At 66.0% G+C, this 15,784-nt stretch carries 16 protein-coding genes; 9 read left to right on the top strand and 7 right to left on the bottom strand.

Features of this window, described 5'->3' with window-relative positions; all coding sequences use genetic code 11:
* Positions 1 to 28 precede the first annotated feature (28 nt).
* The 3 genes from AC07S4_RS08135 to AC07S4_RS08125 are packed head-to-tail and all read left to right on the top strand — an operon-like array spanning position 29 to position 3,598.
* Positions 29 to 1,318 carry a paraquat-inducible protein A gene (locus AC07S4_RS08135; RefSeq protein ID WP_494986155.1) on the top strand — a complete coding sequence of 430 codons (1,290 nt, stop codon included), beginning with the start codon at positions 29 to 31 and terminating at the stop codon, positions 1,316 to 1,318.
* Positions 1,311 to 2,924 (top strand): PqiB family protein, encoded by a 1,614-nt coding sequence (locus AC07S4_RS08130; protein ID WP_494986154.1) that lies wholly within the window; start codon positions 1,311 to 1,313, stop codon positions 2,922 to 2,924. The genes AC07S4_RS08135 and AC07S4_RS08130 overlap by 8 nt, the downstream gene beginning before the upstream one ends.
* Entirely contained in the window at positions 2,921 to 3,598 is a 678-nt protein-coding gene (locus AC07S4_RS08125) for a PqiC family protein (protein ID WP_494986153.1), read from the top strand. Before AC07S4_RS08130 ends, AC07S4_RS08125 begins: the two co-directional genes overlap by 4 nt.
* Here the strand turns inward: AC07S4_RS08125 and AC07S4_RS08120 are convergent.
* Positions 3,579 to 3,986, bottom strand: coding sequence for a tellurite resistance TerB family protein (locus AC07S4_RS08120; protein ID WP_494986152.1), 408 nt, complete (start codon positions 3,984 to 3,986; stop codon positions 3,579 to 3,581). The genes AC07S4_RS08125 and AC07S4_RS08120 overlap by 20 nt on opposite strands.
* 22 nt (positions 3,987 to 4,008) lie before the next feature.
* Entirely contained in the window at positions 4,009 to 4,971 is a 963-nt protein-coding gene (locus AC07S4_RS08115) for a TerC family protein (RefSeq protein ID WP_494986151.1), read from the bottom strand.
* Between the two features lie 101 nt (positions 4,972 to 5,072).
* On the opposite strand from AC07S4_RS08115, the gene nhaR reads away from it, so the two are divergent.
* Entirely contained in the window at positions 5,073 to 5,972 is a 900-nt protein-coding gene (gene nhaR / locus AC07S4_RS08110) for a transcriptional activator NhaR (protein ID WP_494986150.1), read from the top strand.
* Here the strand turns inward: nhaR and AC07S4_RS08105 are convergent.
* Positions 5,951 to 6,874, bottom strand: coding sequence for a LysR family transcriptional regulator (locus AC07S4_RS08105; RefSeq protein ID WP_494986149.1), 924 nt, complete (start codon positions 6,872 to 6,874; stop codon positions 5,951 to 5,953). The two genes, nhaR and AC07S4_RS08105, sit on opposite strands and share 22 nt — an antisense overlap.
* A gap of 92 nt (positions 6,875 to 6,966) precedes the next feature.
* Here AC07S4_RS08105 and AC07S4_RS08100 point away from each other — a divergent pair, with 92 nt between their 5' ends.
* Positions 6,967 to 7,707 (top strand): sulfite exporter TauE/SafE family protein, encoded by a 741-nt coding sequence (locus tag AC07S4_RS08100; protein WP_494986148.1) that lies wholly within the window; start codon positions 6,967 to 6,969, stop codon positions 7,705 to 7,707.
* Between the two features lie 52 nt (positions 7,708 to 7,759).
* Here AC07S4_RS08100 and AC07S4_RS08095 read toward each other — a convergent pair whose 3' ends face one another.
* Positions 7,760 to 8,668, bottom strand: a complete 909-nt coding sequence (locus AC07S4_RS08095) for a LysR family transcriptional regulator (RefSeq protein ID WP_494986147.1) — start codon at positions 8,666 to 8,668, stop codon at positions 7,760 to 7,762.
* A 95-nt stretch (positions 8,669 to 8,763) separates the two neighbouring features.
* Here AC07S4_RS08095 and AC07S4_RS08090 point away from each other — a divergent pair, with 95 nt between their 5' ends.
* On the top strand, positions 8,764 to 9,471 hold the full coding sequence (locus AC07S4_RS08090; RefSeq protein WP_494986146.1) for a histidine phosphatase family protein: 708 nt from the start codon (positions 8,764 to 8,766) through the stop codon (positions 9,469 to 9,471).
* A gap of 115 nt (positions 9,472 to 9,586) precedes the next feature.
* Here AC07S4_RS08090 and AC07S4_RS08085 read toward each other — a convergent pair whose 3' ends face one another.
* Both AC07S4_RS08085 and AC07S4_RS08080 read right to left on the bottom strand, forming a co-directional pair.
* Entirely contained in the window at positions 9,587 to 11,344 is a 1,758-nt protein-coding gene (locus tag AC07S4_RS08085) for an allantoate amidohydrolase (protein WP_494986145.1), read from the bottom strand.
* 77 nt (positions 11,345 to 11,421) lie between these two features.
* Positions 11,422 to 12,357 (bottom strand): LysR substrate-binding domain-containing protein, encoded by a 936-nt coding sequence (locus AC07S4_RS08080; RefSeq protein WP_161072526.1) that lies wholly within the window; start codon positions 12,355 to 12,357, stop codon positions 11,422 to 11,424.
* A 112-nt stretch (positions 12,358 to 12,469) separates the two neighbouring features.
* Here AC07S4_RS08080 and AC07S4_RS08075 point away from each other — a divergent pair, with 112 nt between their 5' ends.
* Genes AC07S4_RS08075 through AC07S4_RS08065 form a run of 3 tightly spaced genes read left to right on the top strand, consistent with a single transcriptional unit; the run spans position 12,470 to position 15,417 of the window.
* Positions 12,470 to 13,699 carry a urate hydroxylase PuuD gene (locus AC07S4_RS08075; protein WP_494986144.1) on the top strand — a complete coding sequence of 410 codons (1,230 nt, stop codon included), beginning with the start codon at positions 12,470 to 12,472 and terminating at the stop codon, positions 13,697 to 13,699.
* A 22-nt stretch (positions 13,700 to 13,721) separates the two neighbouring features.
* Entirely contained in the window at positions 13,722 to 14,948 is a 1,227-nt protein-coding gene (locus AC07S4_RS08070) for a M20/M25/M40 family metallo-hydrolase (RefSeq protein WP_494986143.1), read from the top strand.
* A 22-nt stretch (positions 14,949 to 14,970) separates the two neighbouring features.
* On the top strand, positions 14,971 to 15,417 hold the full coding sequence (locus tag AC07S4_RS08065) for a thioesterase family protein (RefSeq protein ID WP_494986142.1): 447 nt from the start codon (positions 14,971 to 14,973) through the stop codon (positions 15,415 to 15,417).
* Between the two features lie 4 nt (positions 15,418 to 15,421).
* Here AC07S4_RS08065 and AC07S4_RS08060 read toward each other — a convergent pair whose 3' ends face one another.
* Positions 15,422 to 15,727 (bottom strand): NIPSNAP family protein, encoded by a 306-nt coding sequence (locus tag AC07S4_RS08060; protein ID WP_494986141.1) that lies wholly within the window; start codon positions 15,725 to 15,727, stop codon positions 15,422 to 15,424.
* Between the last annotated feature and the right edge of the window lie 57 nt (positions 15,728 to 15,784).

Here is a 15,784-nt window from a genome sequence, read left to right as displayed (position 1 = left end):
GCAGGCTGGCCCACATGTATAGATATCCGTGCAACGAAATGATCTGATCAGCTGCCATGATTGCGGTGTGCTCTACCGCCGCCGCCCGCTGGCGCCGCGCGAGAAGGCGCGCTGCGTGCGCTGCGGCTCGGTGCTGTACCGCGGCGCGCCGCCCCGGCTGGACCGGATTGCCGCCATCACCCTGGGCGCCATCATCGTTTTCCTGATCGCGCAGTTCTTCCCCATTGTTGAACTGGACGTGAACGGCTACACCGTCAGCGCCACGCTGCTGGGCGCCATCCGCGTGCTGTGGCAGGAGCAGATGCAGGCCGTGGCGGTGAGCGTGCTGCTGTTCACCTTTGTGTTCCCCGCGATTGAGCTGGGCGCGCTGCTGTACGTCACGCTGTCGCTGCGCGCCGGCTACCAGCCGCCGGGCTTCCACCGCCTGCTGCGGGCGGTGCGCAAGGCGCGCCAGTGGGGCATGACCGAGGTGCTGATGATAGGCATCCTGATCACGCTCATCAAGATGACCAGCCTGGCGAAGGTGGTGGCCCAGCCCGGCCTGTTCGCCTTCGGCGCGCTGACGCTGCTGCTGACGGTGGTGGTGTCCTTCGATCCGCGCGCGCTGTGGCTGCTGGGCGATGGCCTGGCGGCGCAGGGCCGGCCGCCGCCGGCGCGGCCCATGCGCTACAAGGCGCTGGAAGGCCCGCGCCCGCCGCTGGTCTGCCACGCCTGCGGCCTGGTGGCGGCCGACAGCGGCGCAGGTGGCAAGAACCACGGACGGCAGCACTGCGCGCGTTGCGGCAGCACCTTGCACCGCCGCCTGCCGGACAGCATCAGCCGCACCTGGGCGCTGCTGCTGGGCGCGGCCATACTCTACATCCCCGCCAACCTGCTGCCGGTGATGTACACGCACTCGCTGTTCGGCAAGGAGGACGACACCATCATCAGCGGCGTGGTCTACTTCTGGAACAGCGGCTCGCCCGCGCTGGCGGCCATCATCTTCATCGCCAGCATCGTGGTGCCGGTGGCCAAGCTGGCTGCGCTGGCGCTGCTGGCCTACACCGCGCAGCGCGGCTCGCGCTGGCGGCCGCGCCAGCGCACGGTGCTGTACCGCCTGGTGGAATTCGTGGGCCGCTGGTCCATGCTCGATATTTTCGTCATCACGCTGACGGTGGGGCTGGTGCGTTTCAGTTCGCTGGCCGTGATTACCGCCGGGCCGGGGGCGCTGGCCTTCTGCGCAGTGGTGGTGCTGACCATGCTGGCGTCCATGCAGTTCGATCCGCGTTTGATATGGGACGCGGTGGATCACAAGAAATCTGGAGAGAAGAATGCCTGAACACGAAGGCGAACATCACGTCCTGCCCGAACCGCAAGTGGAGAAGGCCAGCCGCTGGCTGCCTTCGCTGGTGTGGCTGGTGCCGCTGCTGGCCGCGCTGATCGGCTTGGGCCTGGTGGCCAAGTCGGTGCTGGACCAGGGGCCGACGGTGGAAGTGAGCTTCCGCAGCGCCGACGGCCTGGAGGCCGGCAAGACCAAAGTGAAGTACAAGGATGTGGACATCGGCATTGTGCGCACCATTGCGCTGCACCCGGACTTGTCCAGGGTGCTGGTGACGATCGATTTGATCAAGGACGCCAGGCGCTTTACGGCGGCCGACACGCGCTTCTGGGTGGTGCGGCCGCGCGTGGGCGCCAGCGGGGTTTCCGGCCTGGGCACGCTGCTGTCCGGCGCCTACATCGGCGTGGATGCGGGCAAGGGTGCGCTGGGCGCGGAAAAATTCACGGGCCTGGAACGCGCGCCGCCGGTCACGGTGGACCAGAAGGGCAGCCAGTTTACGCTGCATGCGGACACCCTCGGTTCGATCGATATCGGCTCGCCGGTGTTCTACCGCCGCATCCAGGTGGGGCAGGTGATCGACTTTGCGCTCGAGCCCAAGGGCACGGGCGTGTCGATGCGGGTGTTCGTGAACGCGCCGTATGACCAGCACGTGGGCCGCAACACGCGCTGGTGGCATGCCAGCGGTGTGGACCTGCGCCTGGACTCGTCGGGCTTCAAGCTCAATACGCAGTCGCTGGCGGCGCTGCTGGTGGGCGGCATCGCTTTCGAATCGCTGAGCGGCCAGAAGCCCGCAGCGGTGGCGCCCAGCGGTTCCGAGTTCCTGCTGGCGGACGACCAGGCCAGCGCCATGCGCGAGCCGGACGGGCAGCCGATACCGAGCGTGTTCTATTTCGACCAGTCGCTGCGCGGCTTGTCGCCCGGCGCCACGGTGGACTTCCGTGGCATCGTGCTGGGCGAGGTGCGCTCGGTGGGGGTGGAATACGATGCGAAGAAGAAGAGCTTCCGCATGCCGGTGACGGTGGACTTGTATCCGGCGCGGCTGGGCAAGCGCTTCCAGCAGGCGCTGGCGGCGGACCCGGAGGGCAAGGCCGGTTCGGAGGTGCTGGAGCGCATGGTGAGCCGCGGCTTGCGGGCGCAGCTGCGCACCGGGAATCTGCTGACCGGGCAGCTGTATATCGCGCTCGACTTCTTCCCCAACTCGGCGCAGGTCAAGCTGGACGTGGACCAGTATCCAATGGAGCTGCCGACGATACCGAACAGCCTGGAGGAATTGCAGACCCAGATTTCCAGCATCGCGCGCAAGCTGGACCAGGTGCCGTTCGCCGACATCGGCAACAACCTGAACGCCACGCTGAAGAACGCCAACGCGCTGTTCAAGCAGCTCGACACGCAGGTGGTGCCGGAGATGAAGAACACGCTGGGCGCGGCGCAGCAGACCTTCGGCACGGCGGAGCAGCTGCTGCAAAAGGATTCGCCGGTGCAGTCGGACCTGCGCGAAGCGCTGCAGCAGCTGACGCAGACGCTGCAATCGCTGAACACGCTGTCCGACTATCTGGAACGCCATCCCGAATCGCTGATACGGGGCAAGCAAGGAGACAAGAAATGACGCAGTATTTCCGTGATGCCGCCGCTGCCGCCGCTGCCGTCGCTGCCGTCGCCGCATTCGCCGCTACTGCGCTGCTGGCAGGTTGCGCCGGTTCGGCGCCGGCGGAGCGCTTCTACAGCCTGACTGCGGGCGCCCCGTCTTCCGCCGCGCCCCCTGCCGATGCCGGCGGCGCGCAGGCGAAGACGCCGCTGTACATCGAGCTGCAGGCGGTCTCCGTGCCGCAGCAAGTGAGCCGCAACCAGCTCGTGGTGACGAGCGGCGCGGGCAGGGTGGAACTGCTGGAGCAGGAACGCTGGGCCGCGCCGCTGGCCTCGGAGATCGGGCAGGCGCTGTCGCTGGGCGTGACGGCCGAACTGGGCGCCATCGACGTGTTCCGCACGCCGACGCCGGAGCAGGCCACGGTGTACCGCATCAGCACCAATGTGCAGCGCTTCGAATCGGCGCCCGGCCAGTACGCGCTGGTGGACGCGGTGTGGAGCGTGCACAGGATCGGAGGCGGCGCTGGCAGCGGCAAGGTGCTGACCTGCCGCACCTACGCCAGCGAGCCGGTGGCGGCGGGCTACGACGCGCTGGTGGCAGGACACCGCCGCGCCGTCGCCCGCATCGCCGCCGGCATCTCGCAAGCCGTCCGGGCGCAGGCCGGTGGCGACGCGCCTAGCTGTCCGGCTGCGTGATAAAGCGCGCCTCGGCGGCCCATATCACGCAGGCGCGCGCCAGCAGCTTGGCCTCGCCGTCGGCCAGCACGCCGTCGGCGTCGGCGATATTCCACATGGCGCGCAGCAGTTCGCGGCGCAGCGCCGAATCCGTGATGTCCGCCAGCAGCAGGTCCGTGGTGCCGGGATCGAGCTCCACGTAGTCGTTCTTCACGTTGCAGGCCAGCAGGTCGTAGCACAGTTCCTGCACCAGGTCGTGGAAGCTGTCCATATCGATATCGATGTGCTCCAGCAGGCGCGAACGTTCCAGCGCGCGCAATTCGGACGGCGCCATGTGGCCGTCCACCACCATGGCCAGGCCCAGGATGCGGCCAGCCGCGCTGGCGCTGTTGGGGAGGTAATGTCGCATTGTGCTGCTCCTTCTTTGTGGGTTAGTTGTTGCTCTTGCGGGTGGCATACAGGCTGGCCAGCACGCTGCCCGCGATCAGCGTGGCCACCACGGCCAGCGAGATATGCACCGGCATGTGGAACCACGGCGTGATCAGCATCTTCGCGCCGATAAAGATCAGCACCAGCGCCAGGCCGTACTTCAGCAGATGGAAGCGCCCCGCGATATCGGCCAGCAGGAAGTACAGCGCCCGCAAGCCCAGGATCGCGAACATGTTCGACGTGAACACGATGAACGGGTCCGAGGTGATGGCGAAAATGGCCGGGATCGAATCCACCGCGAACACCAGGTCGGTCGCCTCGATCAGGATCAGCACCAGGAACAGCGGCGTCACATAGCGCAGGCCGTCCTTGAAGACGAAGAACTTCTCGCCATGGTCGCCCTCCGACACGCGCAGGTGGCGGCGCGCAAGGCGCAGCACGGGATTCTTCTGCAGGTCCGGCTCGTGGTCCGCCGCCACCATCATGCGGATACCGGTGATGGCCAGGAAGGCGCCGAACACGTACAGCATCCAGCTGAATTCACTCACCACCCAGGCGCCCGCCATGATCATCACGGCGCGCATCACGATGGCGCCCAGCACGCCGTAGATCAGTACGCGGCGCTGGTACTCGGGCTTCACGTGGAAGGACGAGAAGATCAGCAGGAAGATGAAGATGTTGTCGACCGAGAGCGCCTTTTCGATCAGGTAGCCCGAGAGGAATTCCAGCGCCTTGCGCTCGGCGATTTCCGGTCCCACGGCGCCCTGCAGATACCACCACAGGCCGGCGTTGAACAGCAGCGCGAGCGAAAACCAGATCAGCGACCACGTGCCCGCTTCGCGCACGGTGACCTTGTGCGCCTTGTCGCCGCCGAAGACATACAGATCGAGCGCCAGCATCGCCAGCACGAAGACGACGAAGCCAGCCCACATGGGCGCCGTCGCAAACTGCTCCAGGCCGTTCATATCCACCTCCTTGTAGAAAGACCATGGTAAGCATGGAACTGACATCGAACAATTCGAATATACTTGGTCGACACATCGGAAAAAATGGATTATAGGCCGCCATGACCACGCTCAACTTCAAGCATTTGCGCTATTTCTGGATGGTGGCGCGCACCGGCAGCATCGCCAAGGCGGCGGAGCAGCTGCACCTGACGCCGCAGTCCATTTCCGGCCAGCTGAGCGAGTTCGCCGACACGCTGGGCGTAGAGCTGTTCCGCCGCGTGGGACGAAGGCTGGAGCTGACGGACACCGGGCAGCGCATGCTGCACCACGCGGAGGAGATTTTCCGTTCAGGCGACGAGCTGCTGGAAGTGGTGCGCGACCAGGCCGGCGCGGCCACCGCCACCTTCCGTGTCGGCGTTTCCGATTCGGTCTCCAAGGCTATCGCCTGCGAGCTGGTGGCGCCCGCGCTGTCTCTGCCGTCTCCAACCCGGCTGATCTGCCGCGAGGGACGCATGGAAGCCCTGCTGGCCGACCTGGCCGTGCACAAGCTGGACCTCATCATCGCCGACCGTGCCATGCCCAGCCACCTGCATGTGCGCGGTTACAGCCATCTGCTGGGCGAAAGCCAGCTGCAGGTGCTGGCCGCCCCGGCGCTGGCCGCGAGCCTGCGCGGCGCCTTCCCGGATTGCCTGAACCACGCGCCGCTGCTGCTGCCGGGCGAGGACTTCGCCGTGCGCCCCAAGCTGATGCAATGGCTGCAGGAGCATGTCGCCCATCCGCACGTGGTGGGCGAGTTTGATGACAGCGCCATGATCAAGGCCTTCGGCCAGTCCGGCGCAGGCCTGTTCTTTGTGCCGGCCGCCATTGCGGGACGCGTGTGCCAGCAGTACGGTGTGGGTGTGGTGGGCAGCATTCCCACGCTGCGCGAGCGCGTCTACGCCATCACCACCGAGCGCCGCATCAGCCACCCGATTACGCAAGCGATCAGCCAGGCGGCTCAGCGCACCTTGTCGGTTTGAGCGCCGGAGGCGGGGCGTAGCGCGTCCACCAGTTCCCGGGCGTAGCCGGGCAGGTCGGCGTAGTGGCGCACGCAGATCAGCAGCTTGCGCACGGCCCACGGGTCGGTGAGGTGGACGTGGCGAATGTCCATCGCGTCGCGCGAGCGCAGCACGGCTGATTCGGGCAGCACCGCCAGCCCGGCGCCGCTGGCGGCCATGCGGCAGACCGCGTCCAGGCTGCGCAGGCGCACACGGTAGGTCAGGCGCTTGCCCAGCCGCGCGGCGTGGCCGGCGATGTATTTGTGCAGCGCGCTGTCGCCCGCCAAGCCGATGAAATCGTAGCCCAGTGCGTCCGTGAAGGCCATGCTGCGCTTGCGTTTCAGCTGCGCGGCCAGCGGATGGCGGGGCGACATCGCCAGCACCAGCCTGTCGTCGCGGAAGGGATGGGTTTCCAGGCCGGTGCTGTCCACCGAGTCCGCGATCACGCCGATGTCGGCCAGGCCGTCCTTGATGGCCTGCACAATGTCGTAGCTCAGCCTTTCTTCCAGGTCGATGTTCACTTGCGGATGCGCAGCCATAAAACCTGCCAGCGCGTCCGGCAGGAACTCGGCCAGCGCGGAGGTGTTGCACATCACCCGCACATGGCCTTTCAGGCCGGATGCGTACTCGCCCAGGTCGGCGCGCATCTTTTCCATTTGCTGGGTGATCATGCGCGCGTGGTGCAGCAGCGTGCGGCCCGCTTCCGTGGTTTCCACCCCGCGCCTGCCGCGCTCCAGCAGCGGCACGCCCAGCGCTTCCTCCATGCCGCGTATGCGCGCGCTGGCCGACGCCAGCGCCAAGTGCGATTGCTCGGCGCCGGAGGTGATGCTGCCGCTTTCGGCTACGTGCAGGAACAGGCGCAGGTCGGTGAGATCGAATCGCATGGTGGTTTCCGGGTTAGCCTTCGGATTGGCCGTAGGCAGGCTGAGTATATTCCACATTTTCGCCGCCGTGGCGCCGTGCCAGACTGGGGGCCATGGAAAATATCATCTACATCACCGTGGTGTTCCTGCTTGCAGGAATGGTTAAAGGCGTAACCGGCATGGGGCTGCCGACCGTGGCGGTGGCCATGCTTAGCCTGGTCATGTCGCCGGTGGAGGCTGCGGCGCTGCTGATCGTGCCTTCGCTTTTGACGAATGTCTGGCAGCTGCTGTCGGGCTCGCCGGTGTATCCGCTGTGGCAGCGCTTGTGGCCCATGATGGCGGGTATCTGCATCGGCACCGGCGCGGGAACGCTGGTGGGCGGGGCGCTGGCCGTCAATGCGAAGATGGCCAGCGGCGCGCTGGGCGTGGCGCTGGTGGCGTATGCGGCCATGGGGCTGCTGTCGCTGCGCTGGCGTTTGCGCGGCAGCGAAGGCATGATGTCGCCGGCTATCGGGGCGCTGACCGGCGCCATCACGGCGGCCACCGGCGTGTTCGTGATACCGGCCGTGCCGTATTTGCAGGCGCTGGAACTGGAGAAGGATGAGCTGGTGCAGGCGATGGGCCTGGCGTTCACCGTGTCCACCCTGGCGCTGGCGGTGTCGCTGGCGGCGCGCGGCGCATGGCAGCCGGCGGCGGCGGGGATGTCGTTTGTGGCGCAGCTGCCGGCGGTGGCCGGCATGCTGCTGGGGCAGCGCCTGCGCAGCCGCATGGCGCCTGAGCTGTTCCGGCGCTGCTTCCTGTTTGCGCTGCTATTGCTTGGCATGCACCTGGCGCTGGACGCGGCTTGGCATTGAGCGTTGGCGGCGCATGGCGGGTTACGGTGCCTTGCACCTAACCCGCCATGCGTCAAGGCAGAGTATTGAGCACCTCGGCTATCTGCTCGCGCAGCCAGCGGTTGGCGGGGTCGCTGTCGACGTTGGCGTGCCAGTACAGCTGGTTGTCGATATGCGCCAGCTCCAGCGGCAGCGCCAGCAACTGGTGGCCGAACTGCTGGTTCAGCACCTGCCCGTAGCGCTCCGGCATGGTCAGCAGCAAATCGGTCTGGCTTACCACGGTGCAGGCGGTGTAGTAGTGCTGGCAGCGCATGCGGATGCGGCGCTGCAGGCCGCGCCGGCTCAGTTCCACGTCCTCCAGGCTAGGCCCGCTGCGCCGCGAGCTGACCTGGATGTGCTCCTGCCGCAAATACATCTCCAGGTCCAGCGCATGCTGCACTTGCGGATGCCCTGCGCGCACCAGCACTACGGTCTGATCGGACGGCAGCCGCATCTGGCGGATGTCCTTGGACAGCGGCAGCAGCAAATCGATGGCCGCGTCGATGCTGCCCGCCGCCAGCTCGCCTTCCAGGTCGCCGCGCGCCACGCGCAGCGCGTTCACGCCCACCGACGGCGCCGCCTGCGCGATGCGCGCCATCAGCGGCGGTAAAATGGTCGGCTCCACCACGTCGCGCATGGCGAGCGTGAAGGTGCGTTCGCTGGTGGCCGGATCGAAGCGCTCGGCGCCGTTCAGCGTCACTTCAAAGCCGCGCAGCGCCTGCCGCACCGGCTCGATGATGCTGCGCGCCAGCGGCGTGGGCACCATCACGTGGCCCTGGCGTTCGAACAGCGCGTCGTTGAGCAGGGTGCGCAGGCGGGCCAGCGCATGGCTGATGGCGGGCTGCGTCAGATTCATCTTCAGGCTGGCGCGTGTCAGGCTGCCTTCCGTGTAGATGGCGTCGAACACGACGAACAAGTTCAGGTCGACTTTGGATATATGCATGAGTCTTATTGAGGAGCATTAAAACTATTCATTTGATGAATTCTACACCGCAGGCTAAGCTGTGTTTCATTCTTTTGTTACACGGAGCACGCGGGATGGGACAAATTTATCTGGTTCGGCACGGCCAAGCCTCGTTCGGATCCGCCAATTACGACCAGCTGTCGCCGCTCGGCTTTGAGCAGTCGCGCCTGCTGGGACAATGGTTCGCCAACAGCCGGCAGATTTTCCAGCGCGTGGTTTGCGGCGGCATGGTGCGCCACCGGCAGACGGCCGATACCTGTTTGTCCGAGCTGCCAAAGCCGCTGCTGGCCGACACGGAATGGCTTACCGATCCGGGTTTTGCGGAGTTCAACCATGTGGAGGTGCTGGTGAAGCACTGCCCGGAGTTCTCGTCGCCTGAAGAATTCAAAGCCTACGCGGCGCGCCAGCCCGACCCGAAGCACGCTTTCGAGCATATCTTCGTGGCGGCCATGCTGCGCTGGATGGGGGGAGAGCATGACGCCGACTACACGGAGACGTGGAAAGCCTTCCAGGCGCGCTGCGTGGGCGCGCTGGAGCGCCTGACGGAGCAGGGCGCGGAGTCCGAGACCACGGTGGTATTTACGTCAGGCGGCACGATCTCGGCCATCTGCCAGCACCTGCTGGCGCTGCCCGACCACAAGACCCTGGAACTGAACTGGTCCATCGCCAACTGCTCGCTGACCAAGCTGCAGCACCGTCCGGGCAAGACCAGCTTGAACTACCTGAACAACTACGCCCACCTGGAGTGGCTCGGCGAAGCGAACAGCGTCACGTACAGATAATGTCCTCCGGCGGCGGCGCAGTGCGTGCGTGGCGGGTTACGCGCGTTGCGCTAACCCGCCCTACGAGACTGGCGTGTGCGTAGGGCGGGTTAGCCGAAGGCGTAACCCGCCAATCTCAGCGCGCCTTCGGCTCGAAACTGCGCAGGAAGTCCAGCAGCGCCTGGGCGGCGATTTCGGCGTCGTCGGCGGTCATGGTTTCCAGCGGGTTGTGGCTGATGCCGCCGTTGCCGCAGCGGGTGAACAGCATGGCCACGTCGGTGACGGCGGCCATGGCCATGGCGTCGTGTCCGGCGCCGGACAGCAGGTCGAAACGCGGCAGGCCGGTGCGCTCGACCGCCGCGCCCAGCTGGTCCATCAGCCACGGCGCGCAGGGCGCCGCGCTGGCTTCCACCACTTTCTCCAGCTTGAACTCAACCTGACGCCGCTCGCAGATCGCCGCGATGCCGTCCAGGACGTCCTGCACGGCCGCCTTGCGCACCGCGTCGTCCGCCGCGCGGATGTCGAGCGACAGCTTGCAGGCGCCCGGAATCACGTTGACCGATCCATTCGGCACCTGCAGCTGGCCCACCGTGCCCACCAGCGCCTCGGCCGTGCCGCAGCGTTGCTCGACCAGCAGCACGATTTCCGCCGCAGCAGCAGCGGCGTCCTTGCGCATGGTCATGGGCGTGGTGCCGGCGTGGCTGGCCAGGCCGCGCAGTTCCACCAGGTAGCGCGAGCTGCCCGCGATGGCGGTGACCACGCCCAGCGGCAGGCCGCGCTGCAGCAGCACCGGCCCTTGCTCGATATGGACTTCCACGAAGGCCAGCAGTTTCGACGGATCGCGCGCGATCGCCGGAATGGCCTGCGCCTTGTGGCCCGCACCCTCCAGCGCCGTGCGCATGCTCACGCCGTCCGCGTCCAGCTGCTCCAGCAGGCCCATGTCGAAGCGGCCGGTGATGGCGTTACTGCCCAGGAAAGTGGAGCGGAAGCGCACGCCTTCCTCTTCCGCGAAGCCGACGATTTCGAAATCGTAGGGCAGCTTTTCACCGGCGGCGTGCAGCTGCCTGACGATGGCCAGCGGCAGCAGGATGCCGAGGCGGCCGTCGTACTTGCCGCCGTTGCGCACGGTGTCGTAATGCGAGCCTGTCATCAGCGTCTTGGCGTTGGCGGCGCCGCTCAGGTAGCGGCCCACGACGTTGCCCACGTCGTCGATATGCACTTCCATGCCCGCTTCGCGCATCCACGCCGCCAGCTGGGCGGCGGATTGGCGGTGCGCGTCCGTCATGTAGGCGCAGGTCAGGCCGTCCTCGTCGTCGCTCCACTGCGCCAGGTCTTCCGACCATTGCATGATGGCGGGGCCGAAGTCCATCTTCACGCCCAGCAGGTCGTTGATGCGCATTTCGGCGATGCGGTGGATCTGGCGCAGGCATTCCTGCTGCTCGTCCGCCGCCTGGTTGCGCGAACGGCGCGTGAAGGTGGCGATGATCTGCTGGCGCGTGAGGCCGTTGCCGGTGGGGCCTTTGACGGCCAGGATGAAGGGGAAGCCGAACTTGGCGTTGTAGTCCGCGTTCAGCTTGTGCAGCGTGGCGAATTCCTCGGCGCTGCACAGGTTCAGGCCGGAGCGCGCCTGTTCATTGGTCGATTCGGCCGTCAGCTCGCCGGCGATGGCAGCCTTGCCCGCCAGTTCCGGGTGGGCGCGGATCAGACCCAGCTGCTCGTCGTTGCTGGCCCTGGCCACCTCCGCCTGCAAGGCCTGCTTGAGCGCCGCCACGCTGGCGTAGGGGCGGCCCGCCGCTGCGCGCTGAGGTATCCAGGGCGAGTGCTCGTAGATGCCGTGCAGGCGCTCGGCGAAAGTGGAAACGTCGCAGCTATTGAGTTCGGAGAGTGTAGTCATCGTGGTATCCATCCTTGGAGCTTCGATCATATAACTGCCGGGACAGGCGGGCTATATGCCGGAGCCTATGACCCTTATCACTTCAGCAGCCCTTTCGCCGCCTCGCTGACCTGGTCGCGCAGCCATTTGTGTTCGGGCGCGCCGTGCACGCGCTCGTGCCACAGCTGGTAGAAGCGCATCGGCGGGAACTTGATCGGCACCGTGTAGGTTTTCAGCGGCAGCGTTTTTTCGTGGAAGCGGATGAACTGGCGCCCGGTGGTCAGCACCAGGTCGGTCTGCGTCAGCATATAGGGGATCAGGCCGAAGTAGGCCGACTCCACCACCACGTTGCGGCGCATGTTCTGGCGCTCGAGGAAGGAGTCGATCACGCCGTGGTAGCCGGGCAGCAGCTGCGACGGCGCCACGTGCGGCAGCGACAAATAATCCTCGGCCGTCATGGCGTCGCTGGCGGTGCGCTTGGCGTAGGGCGCGGCCGCGTGCATGGCGCAGATGATGGGGTCTTCGAACAGCTTGGACATGTGCAGGTGCTCGGGCGGCTCGTCCCAGTTGGCGATCACCAGGTCCAGGTCGCCGTCCGACAGCAGGCGCACGTAGTCCACGCCCGGCCCCAGGCCGTGGATCACGATGCGGCTGAGCGGCGAGCCGCGCCGCAGCAGCGACACCACATTGGGCAGGAACTGCGTGTCCAGATAGTCCGGCGCGGCGATGTGGAAGGTGCGCGCTTCCTCCTGCGGCACGAAGGGCGTCTTCTTGATGAACAGGTTTTCCGTTTCATCGAGGATGCGCTTGGCCGGCTTGAGCAGGCTCTCGCCGTGCTGGGTGGGCACCATGCCGCGCGCGCCGCGCACCAGCAATGGGTCGCCGGTCAGTTCGCGCAGCTTGCGCAGGGAGGCGGAGATCGATGGCTGCGGCTGATTCAATTTGAGCGCAACGCGCGAAACATTCTTCTCCACCAGCAGCAGGTAGAGGATGCGGATCAGGTGCAGATCGAGATTTTTGGGCAGGCTGGACATAGGCTGGCTTTATATCAGATCGGATATGAGAAATATACGATATATTTCATGATGCAGGGACGAAAACCGTTTATCTTCTGTAAATTGCCGCTACTTTATTCTTGAGGAATCCATGGAAGTTTTTGCCTATCTGATCCCTTACGGCCTCGAGTGGCTGAACCTGATCGTGCGCTGGCTGCACATCATTACCGGTATCGCCTGGATAGGCGCGTCGTTTTACTTTGTCTGGCTGGACAACTCCATCCGTCCGCCTGCGCCGGCCTCCGAGCTGGCGAAAAAGGGCGTGTCGGGCGAATTGTGGGCGGTGCACGGCGGCGGATTCTACAACCCGCAGAAATATCTGGTGGCGCCGGCCGAACTGCCCAGGGAGCTGCACTGGTTCAAATGGGAAGCTTACACCACCTGGCTGTCCGGCTTCGCGCTGCTGACCATCGCCTACTATTTCAACGCGCAGGCCATGATGGTGGATAAATCCGTCGCGGACCTGAGCAGCCTGCAGGCCGTGGGCCTGGGCATCGCTTCGCTGGCGGTGGGCTGGACGGTGTACGACCTGCTGTGCCGCTCCCCGCTGGGCAAGCATGACCTCTGGTTCGGCGTGGTGGTGTTTGCGCTGCTGGTGGCGGCGGCCTGGGTGTTGACGCATTTCCTCAGCGGCCGCGCCGCCTACATCCACGTGGGCGCGATGATAGGCACCATCATGGTGGCCAATGTGCTGATGCTGATTATCCCCGGCCAGCGCAAGATGGTGGCGGCCATGGCGGCGGGCGGCCTGCCGGACCCGGTGCACGGCCAGCGCGCCAAGCAGCGCAGCGTGCATAACAACTACTTCACCTTGCCGGTGCTGTTCATCATGATCAGCAACCACTACGCCATGACCTACCGCCACGACCGCGCCTGGCTGGTGCTGGCGGCCATCATGGCGGCGGGCGTGTTCATCCGCCACTTCTTCAACCTGCGCCACAAGGGCCGGGTCGAGTGGCGCTATCCGGCTATCGGCGTGGCGATCCTGATCGCGGTGGCGGTGGCGATAGCGCCGCCGCCGCCGGCGGCCCGCGCGGCGTCGGCGGCCGCCGCGCCGGCTGCTGTTACGCAGTTCGGCAAAGTGCAGGCCATCCTGGCGCAGCGCTGCGTGTCCTGCCACGCGGCGGCGCCCACGCAGCCCGGCTTCGCCGCCGCGCCGGCCGGCGTCATGCTGGAGAACGAGGCGGAAGTGCGCCAGAATGCCGAAAAGATCTACAAGCAGGCGGTGCAGCTGAAAGCCATGCCGCTGGCGAACCTGACCAATATGACCGACGACGAACGCGCCCAAGTGGCAGCCTGGTTCGAGTCCGGCGCGAAGTAAGCCCACGTCCAAGAGGAAGACCATGAGCAAGCAAGAACAACTGATCCAGTGGATCGACGCCCACTTCGACGAAGAAGTCGCCTTCCTGCAGCAAGTGCTGCGCGTGCCCACCGACACCCCGCCCGGCAACAACGCGCCGCATGCGGACATGATCGCCGAGGCGGTGCAGGCCTACGGCTGGCACGCCGAGAAGCACGCCGTGCCGGCGCAGCAGGTGCATGACTACGGCATGGAGAGCATCACCAACCTGATCGTGCGGCGTCCCTATGCCGAAGGCGGCCCCACCGTGGCGCTGAACGCGCACGGCGACGTGGTGCCGCCCGGCGAAGGCTGGACCTATCCGCCCTACGGCGGCGTGGTGGAAGACGGCTATATCTACGGCCGCGCCGCCGCCGTCTCCAAGTGCGACTTCGCCACCTACATCTTCGCTGCGCGCGCGCTGGAAGCGCTGGGTGTGCCGCTCAAGGGACAGCTGGAACTGCACTTCACCTACGACGAGGAATTCGGCGGCCTGCTGGGACCGGGCTGGCTGCTGGAGCAGAAGCTCACCAGGCCGGATTTTGTCATTGCGGCCGGCTTCAGCTACAGCATCGTCACCGCGCACAACGCCTGCTTGCAGTTCGAGATCACGGTGCACGGCAAGTCCGGCCACGGCGCCATGCCGGAAACCGGCCACGACGCGCTGCAGGCCGCCACCAGAATCCTGAATGCGCTCTACACGCAGGTGGCGGAGCTGAAGAAAGTGAAATCCAAAGTGGCCGGCATCGACAGCCCGACCATGCTGGTGGGCCGCATCGACGGCGGCACCAACACCAACGTGGTGCCCGGCAAAGTGGTGATGAAGATGGACCGCCGCATGATTCCGGAAGAAGACCCGGTGGCGGTGGAGGCGCAGGTGCGCGCCCTGATCGAGGAGGCGGTGCGCGGCGAGCCCGGCATCCGCATCGAGATCAAGCGCCTGCTGCTGTCGCACGCGCTGCGCCCGCAGCCGGGCTCCGAGCAGATCGTGGCCAACATCCAGAAGAACGCCAGGGCCATCCTGGGCGAAGACATCCCCGCAGTCGGCACCCCGCTGTACGCCGACGCGCGCCTGTACGGCGAGCAGGGCATCCCGGCCGTGCTGTATGGCGCCGGCCCGCGCACCGTGCCCGAATCCAACGCCAAGAAGGCCGACGAGCGCCTGGCCCTGGACGATCTGCGCAAAGCGACTAAAATCGTGGCATTGACGCTGGCCGACTTCCTGGCCTGAGCGGGTGCATCAAGGAGCTGCGATGTTTGAAAAGAAGATGATGGCGGGCTGGGGCGATATGGATTTCAACAGCCATATGCGCAACACGGCCTTCCTGGACAAGGCGGGCGACGTGCGCATGCTGTTCCTGTCGGAGAACGGCTTCAGCATGGGCGAATTCAAGCGCCAGAACATCGGCCCGGTGGTGATGAAGGACGATATCGCCTACTTCAAGGAAGTGATGCTGCTGGAATCCATCACCGTGACGCTGGGCCTGGCGGGCATGTCGGAGGACGGCAGCCGCTGGCTGCTGCGCAGCGACATCTATCGCGGCGACGGCAAGCTGGCCGCGCGCATCACCAGCGCCGGCGGCTGGCTGGACCTGGTGGCGCGCAAACTGATCGTGCCGCCGCCGGCTTTGCTGGCGGCCTGGCAGATACTCGAAAAGACCGAGGACTTCGCCGAACTGCCGAGCAGCGTGGCGCGCTGAGAGTTTAGCGGAACACCGGCCGGAAGAACGAGCGCTCGTAGCTGAGGAAGCACTTGGTCTGCTTGTAGTAGTCGACCGCGGCGATGCATTCCGCATCGCTGGCGGCGGCGATGCGGTACTGCTCGTAGGCGGCCAGCGATTCGAACGAGAACGAGGCCAGCGCGACGTCGCTGGCGCCTTCGCTGGGCATCAGGTAGCCGTGGTGGGTGCCGCCGAGCTTTTCGACCAGCGGTATCCACAACCGGGCGTAGTGTTCAAATTCCGCAAGCTTGTCTGCATTGATGATGTAGCGCAGGTGGCAGGTGATCATTGGGCGTCCTTGGAAATCAGAGAACCAGCAATGTATATCAATCCGGCGGACTGCGCA

This window comes from Pseudoduganella sp. GW821-FHT05F09 (assembly GCF_059419605.1).
This window is presented reverse-complemented; position numbering and strand designations above follow the sequence as displayed.

What these genes read in the sequence shown, in the direction of transcription:
- AC07S4_RS08130 (WP_494986154.1), top strand. Translation starts at nt 1,311, where the DNA reads ATGCCTGAACACGAAGGCGAACATCACGTCCTGCCCGAACCGCAAGTG.
- AC07S4_RS08125 (WP_494986153.1), top strand. Translation starts at nt 2,921, where the DNA reads ATGACGCAGTATTTCCGTGATGCCGCCGCTGCCGCCGCTGCCGTCGCT.
- AC07S4_RS08120 (WP_494986152.1), bottom strand. Translation starts at nt 3,986, where the DNA reads ATGCGACATTACCTCCCCAACAGCGCCAGCGCGGCTGGCCGCATCCTG.
- AC07S4_RS08115 (WP_494986151.1), bottom strand. Translation starts at nt 4,971, where the DNA reads ATGAACGGCCTGGAGCAGTTTGCGACGGCGCCCATGTGGGCTGGCTTC.
- nhaR (WP_494986150.1), top strand. Translation starts at nt 5,073, where the DNA reads ATGACCACGCTCAACTTCAAGCATTTGCGCTATTTCTGGATGGTGGCG.
- AC07S4_RS08105 (WP_494986149.1), bottom strand. Translation starts at nt 6,874, where the DNA reads ATGCGATTCGATCTCACCGACCTGCGCCTGTTCCTGCACGTAGCCGAA.
- AC07S4_RS08100 (WP_494986148.1), top strand. Translation starts at nt 6,967, where the DNA reads ATGGAAAATATCATCTACATCACCGTGGTGTTCCTGCTTGCAGGAATG.
- AC07S4_RS08095 (WP_494986147.1), bottom strand. Translation starts at nt 8,668, where the DNA reads ATGCATATATCCAAAGTCGACCTGAACTTGTTCGTCGTGTTCGACGCC.
- AC07S4_RS08090 (WP_494986146.1), top strand. Translation starts at nt 8,764, where the DNA reads ATGGGACAAATTTATCTGGTTCGGCACGGCCAAGCCTCGTTCGGATCC.
- AC07S4_RS08085 (WP_494986145.1), bottom strand. Translation starts at nt 11,344, where the DNA reads ATGACTACACTCTCCGAACTCAATAGCTGCGACGTTTCCACTTTCGCC.
- AC07S4_RS08080 (WP_161072526.1), bottom strand. Translation starts at nt 12,357, where the DNA reads ATGTCCAGCCTGCCCAAAAATCTCGATCTGCACCTGATCCGCATCCTC.
- AC07S4_RS08075 (WP_494986144.1), top strand. Translation starts at nt 12,470, where the DNA reads ATGGAAGTTTTTGCCTATCTGATCCCTTACGGCCTCGAGTGGCTGAAC.
- AC07S4_RS08070 (WP_494986143.1), top strand. Translation starts at nt 13,722, where the DNA reads ATGAGCAAGCAAGAACAACTGATCCAGTGGATCGACGCCCACTTCGAC.
- AC07S4_RS08065 (WP_494986142.1), top strand. Translation starts at nt 14,971, where the DNA reads ATGTTTGAAAAGAAGATGATGGCGGGCTGGGGCGATATGGATTTCAAC.
- AC07S4_RS08060 (WP_494986141.1), bottom strand. Translation starts at nt 15,727, where the DNA reads ATGATCACCTGCCACCTGCGCTACATCATCAATGCAGACAAGCTTGCG.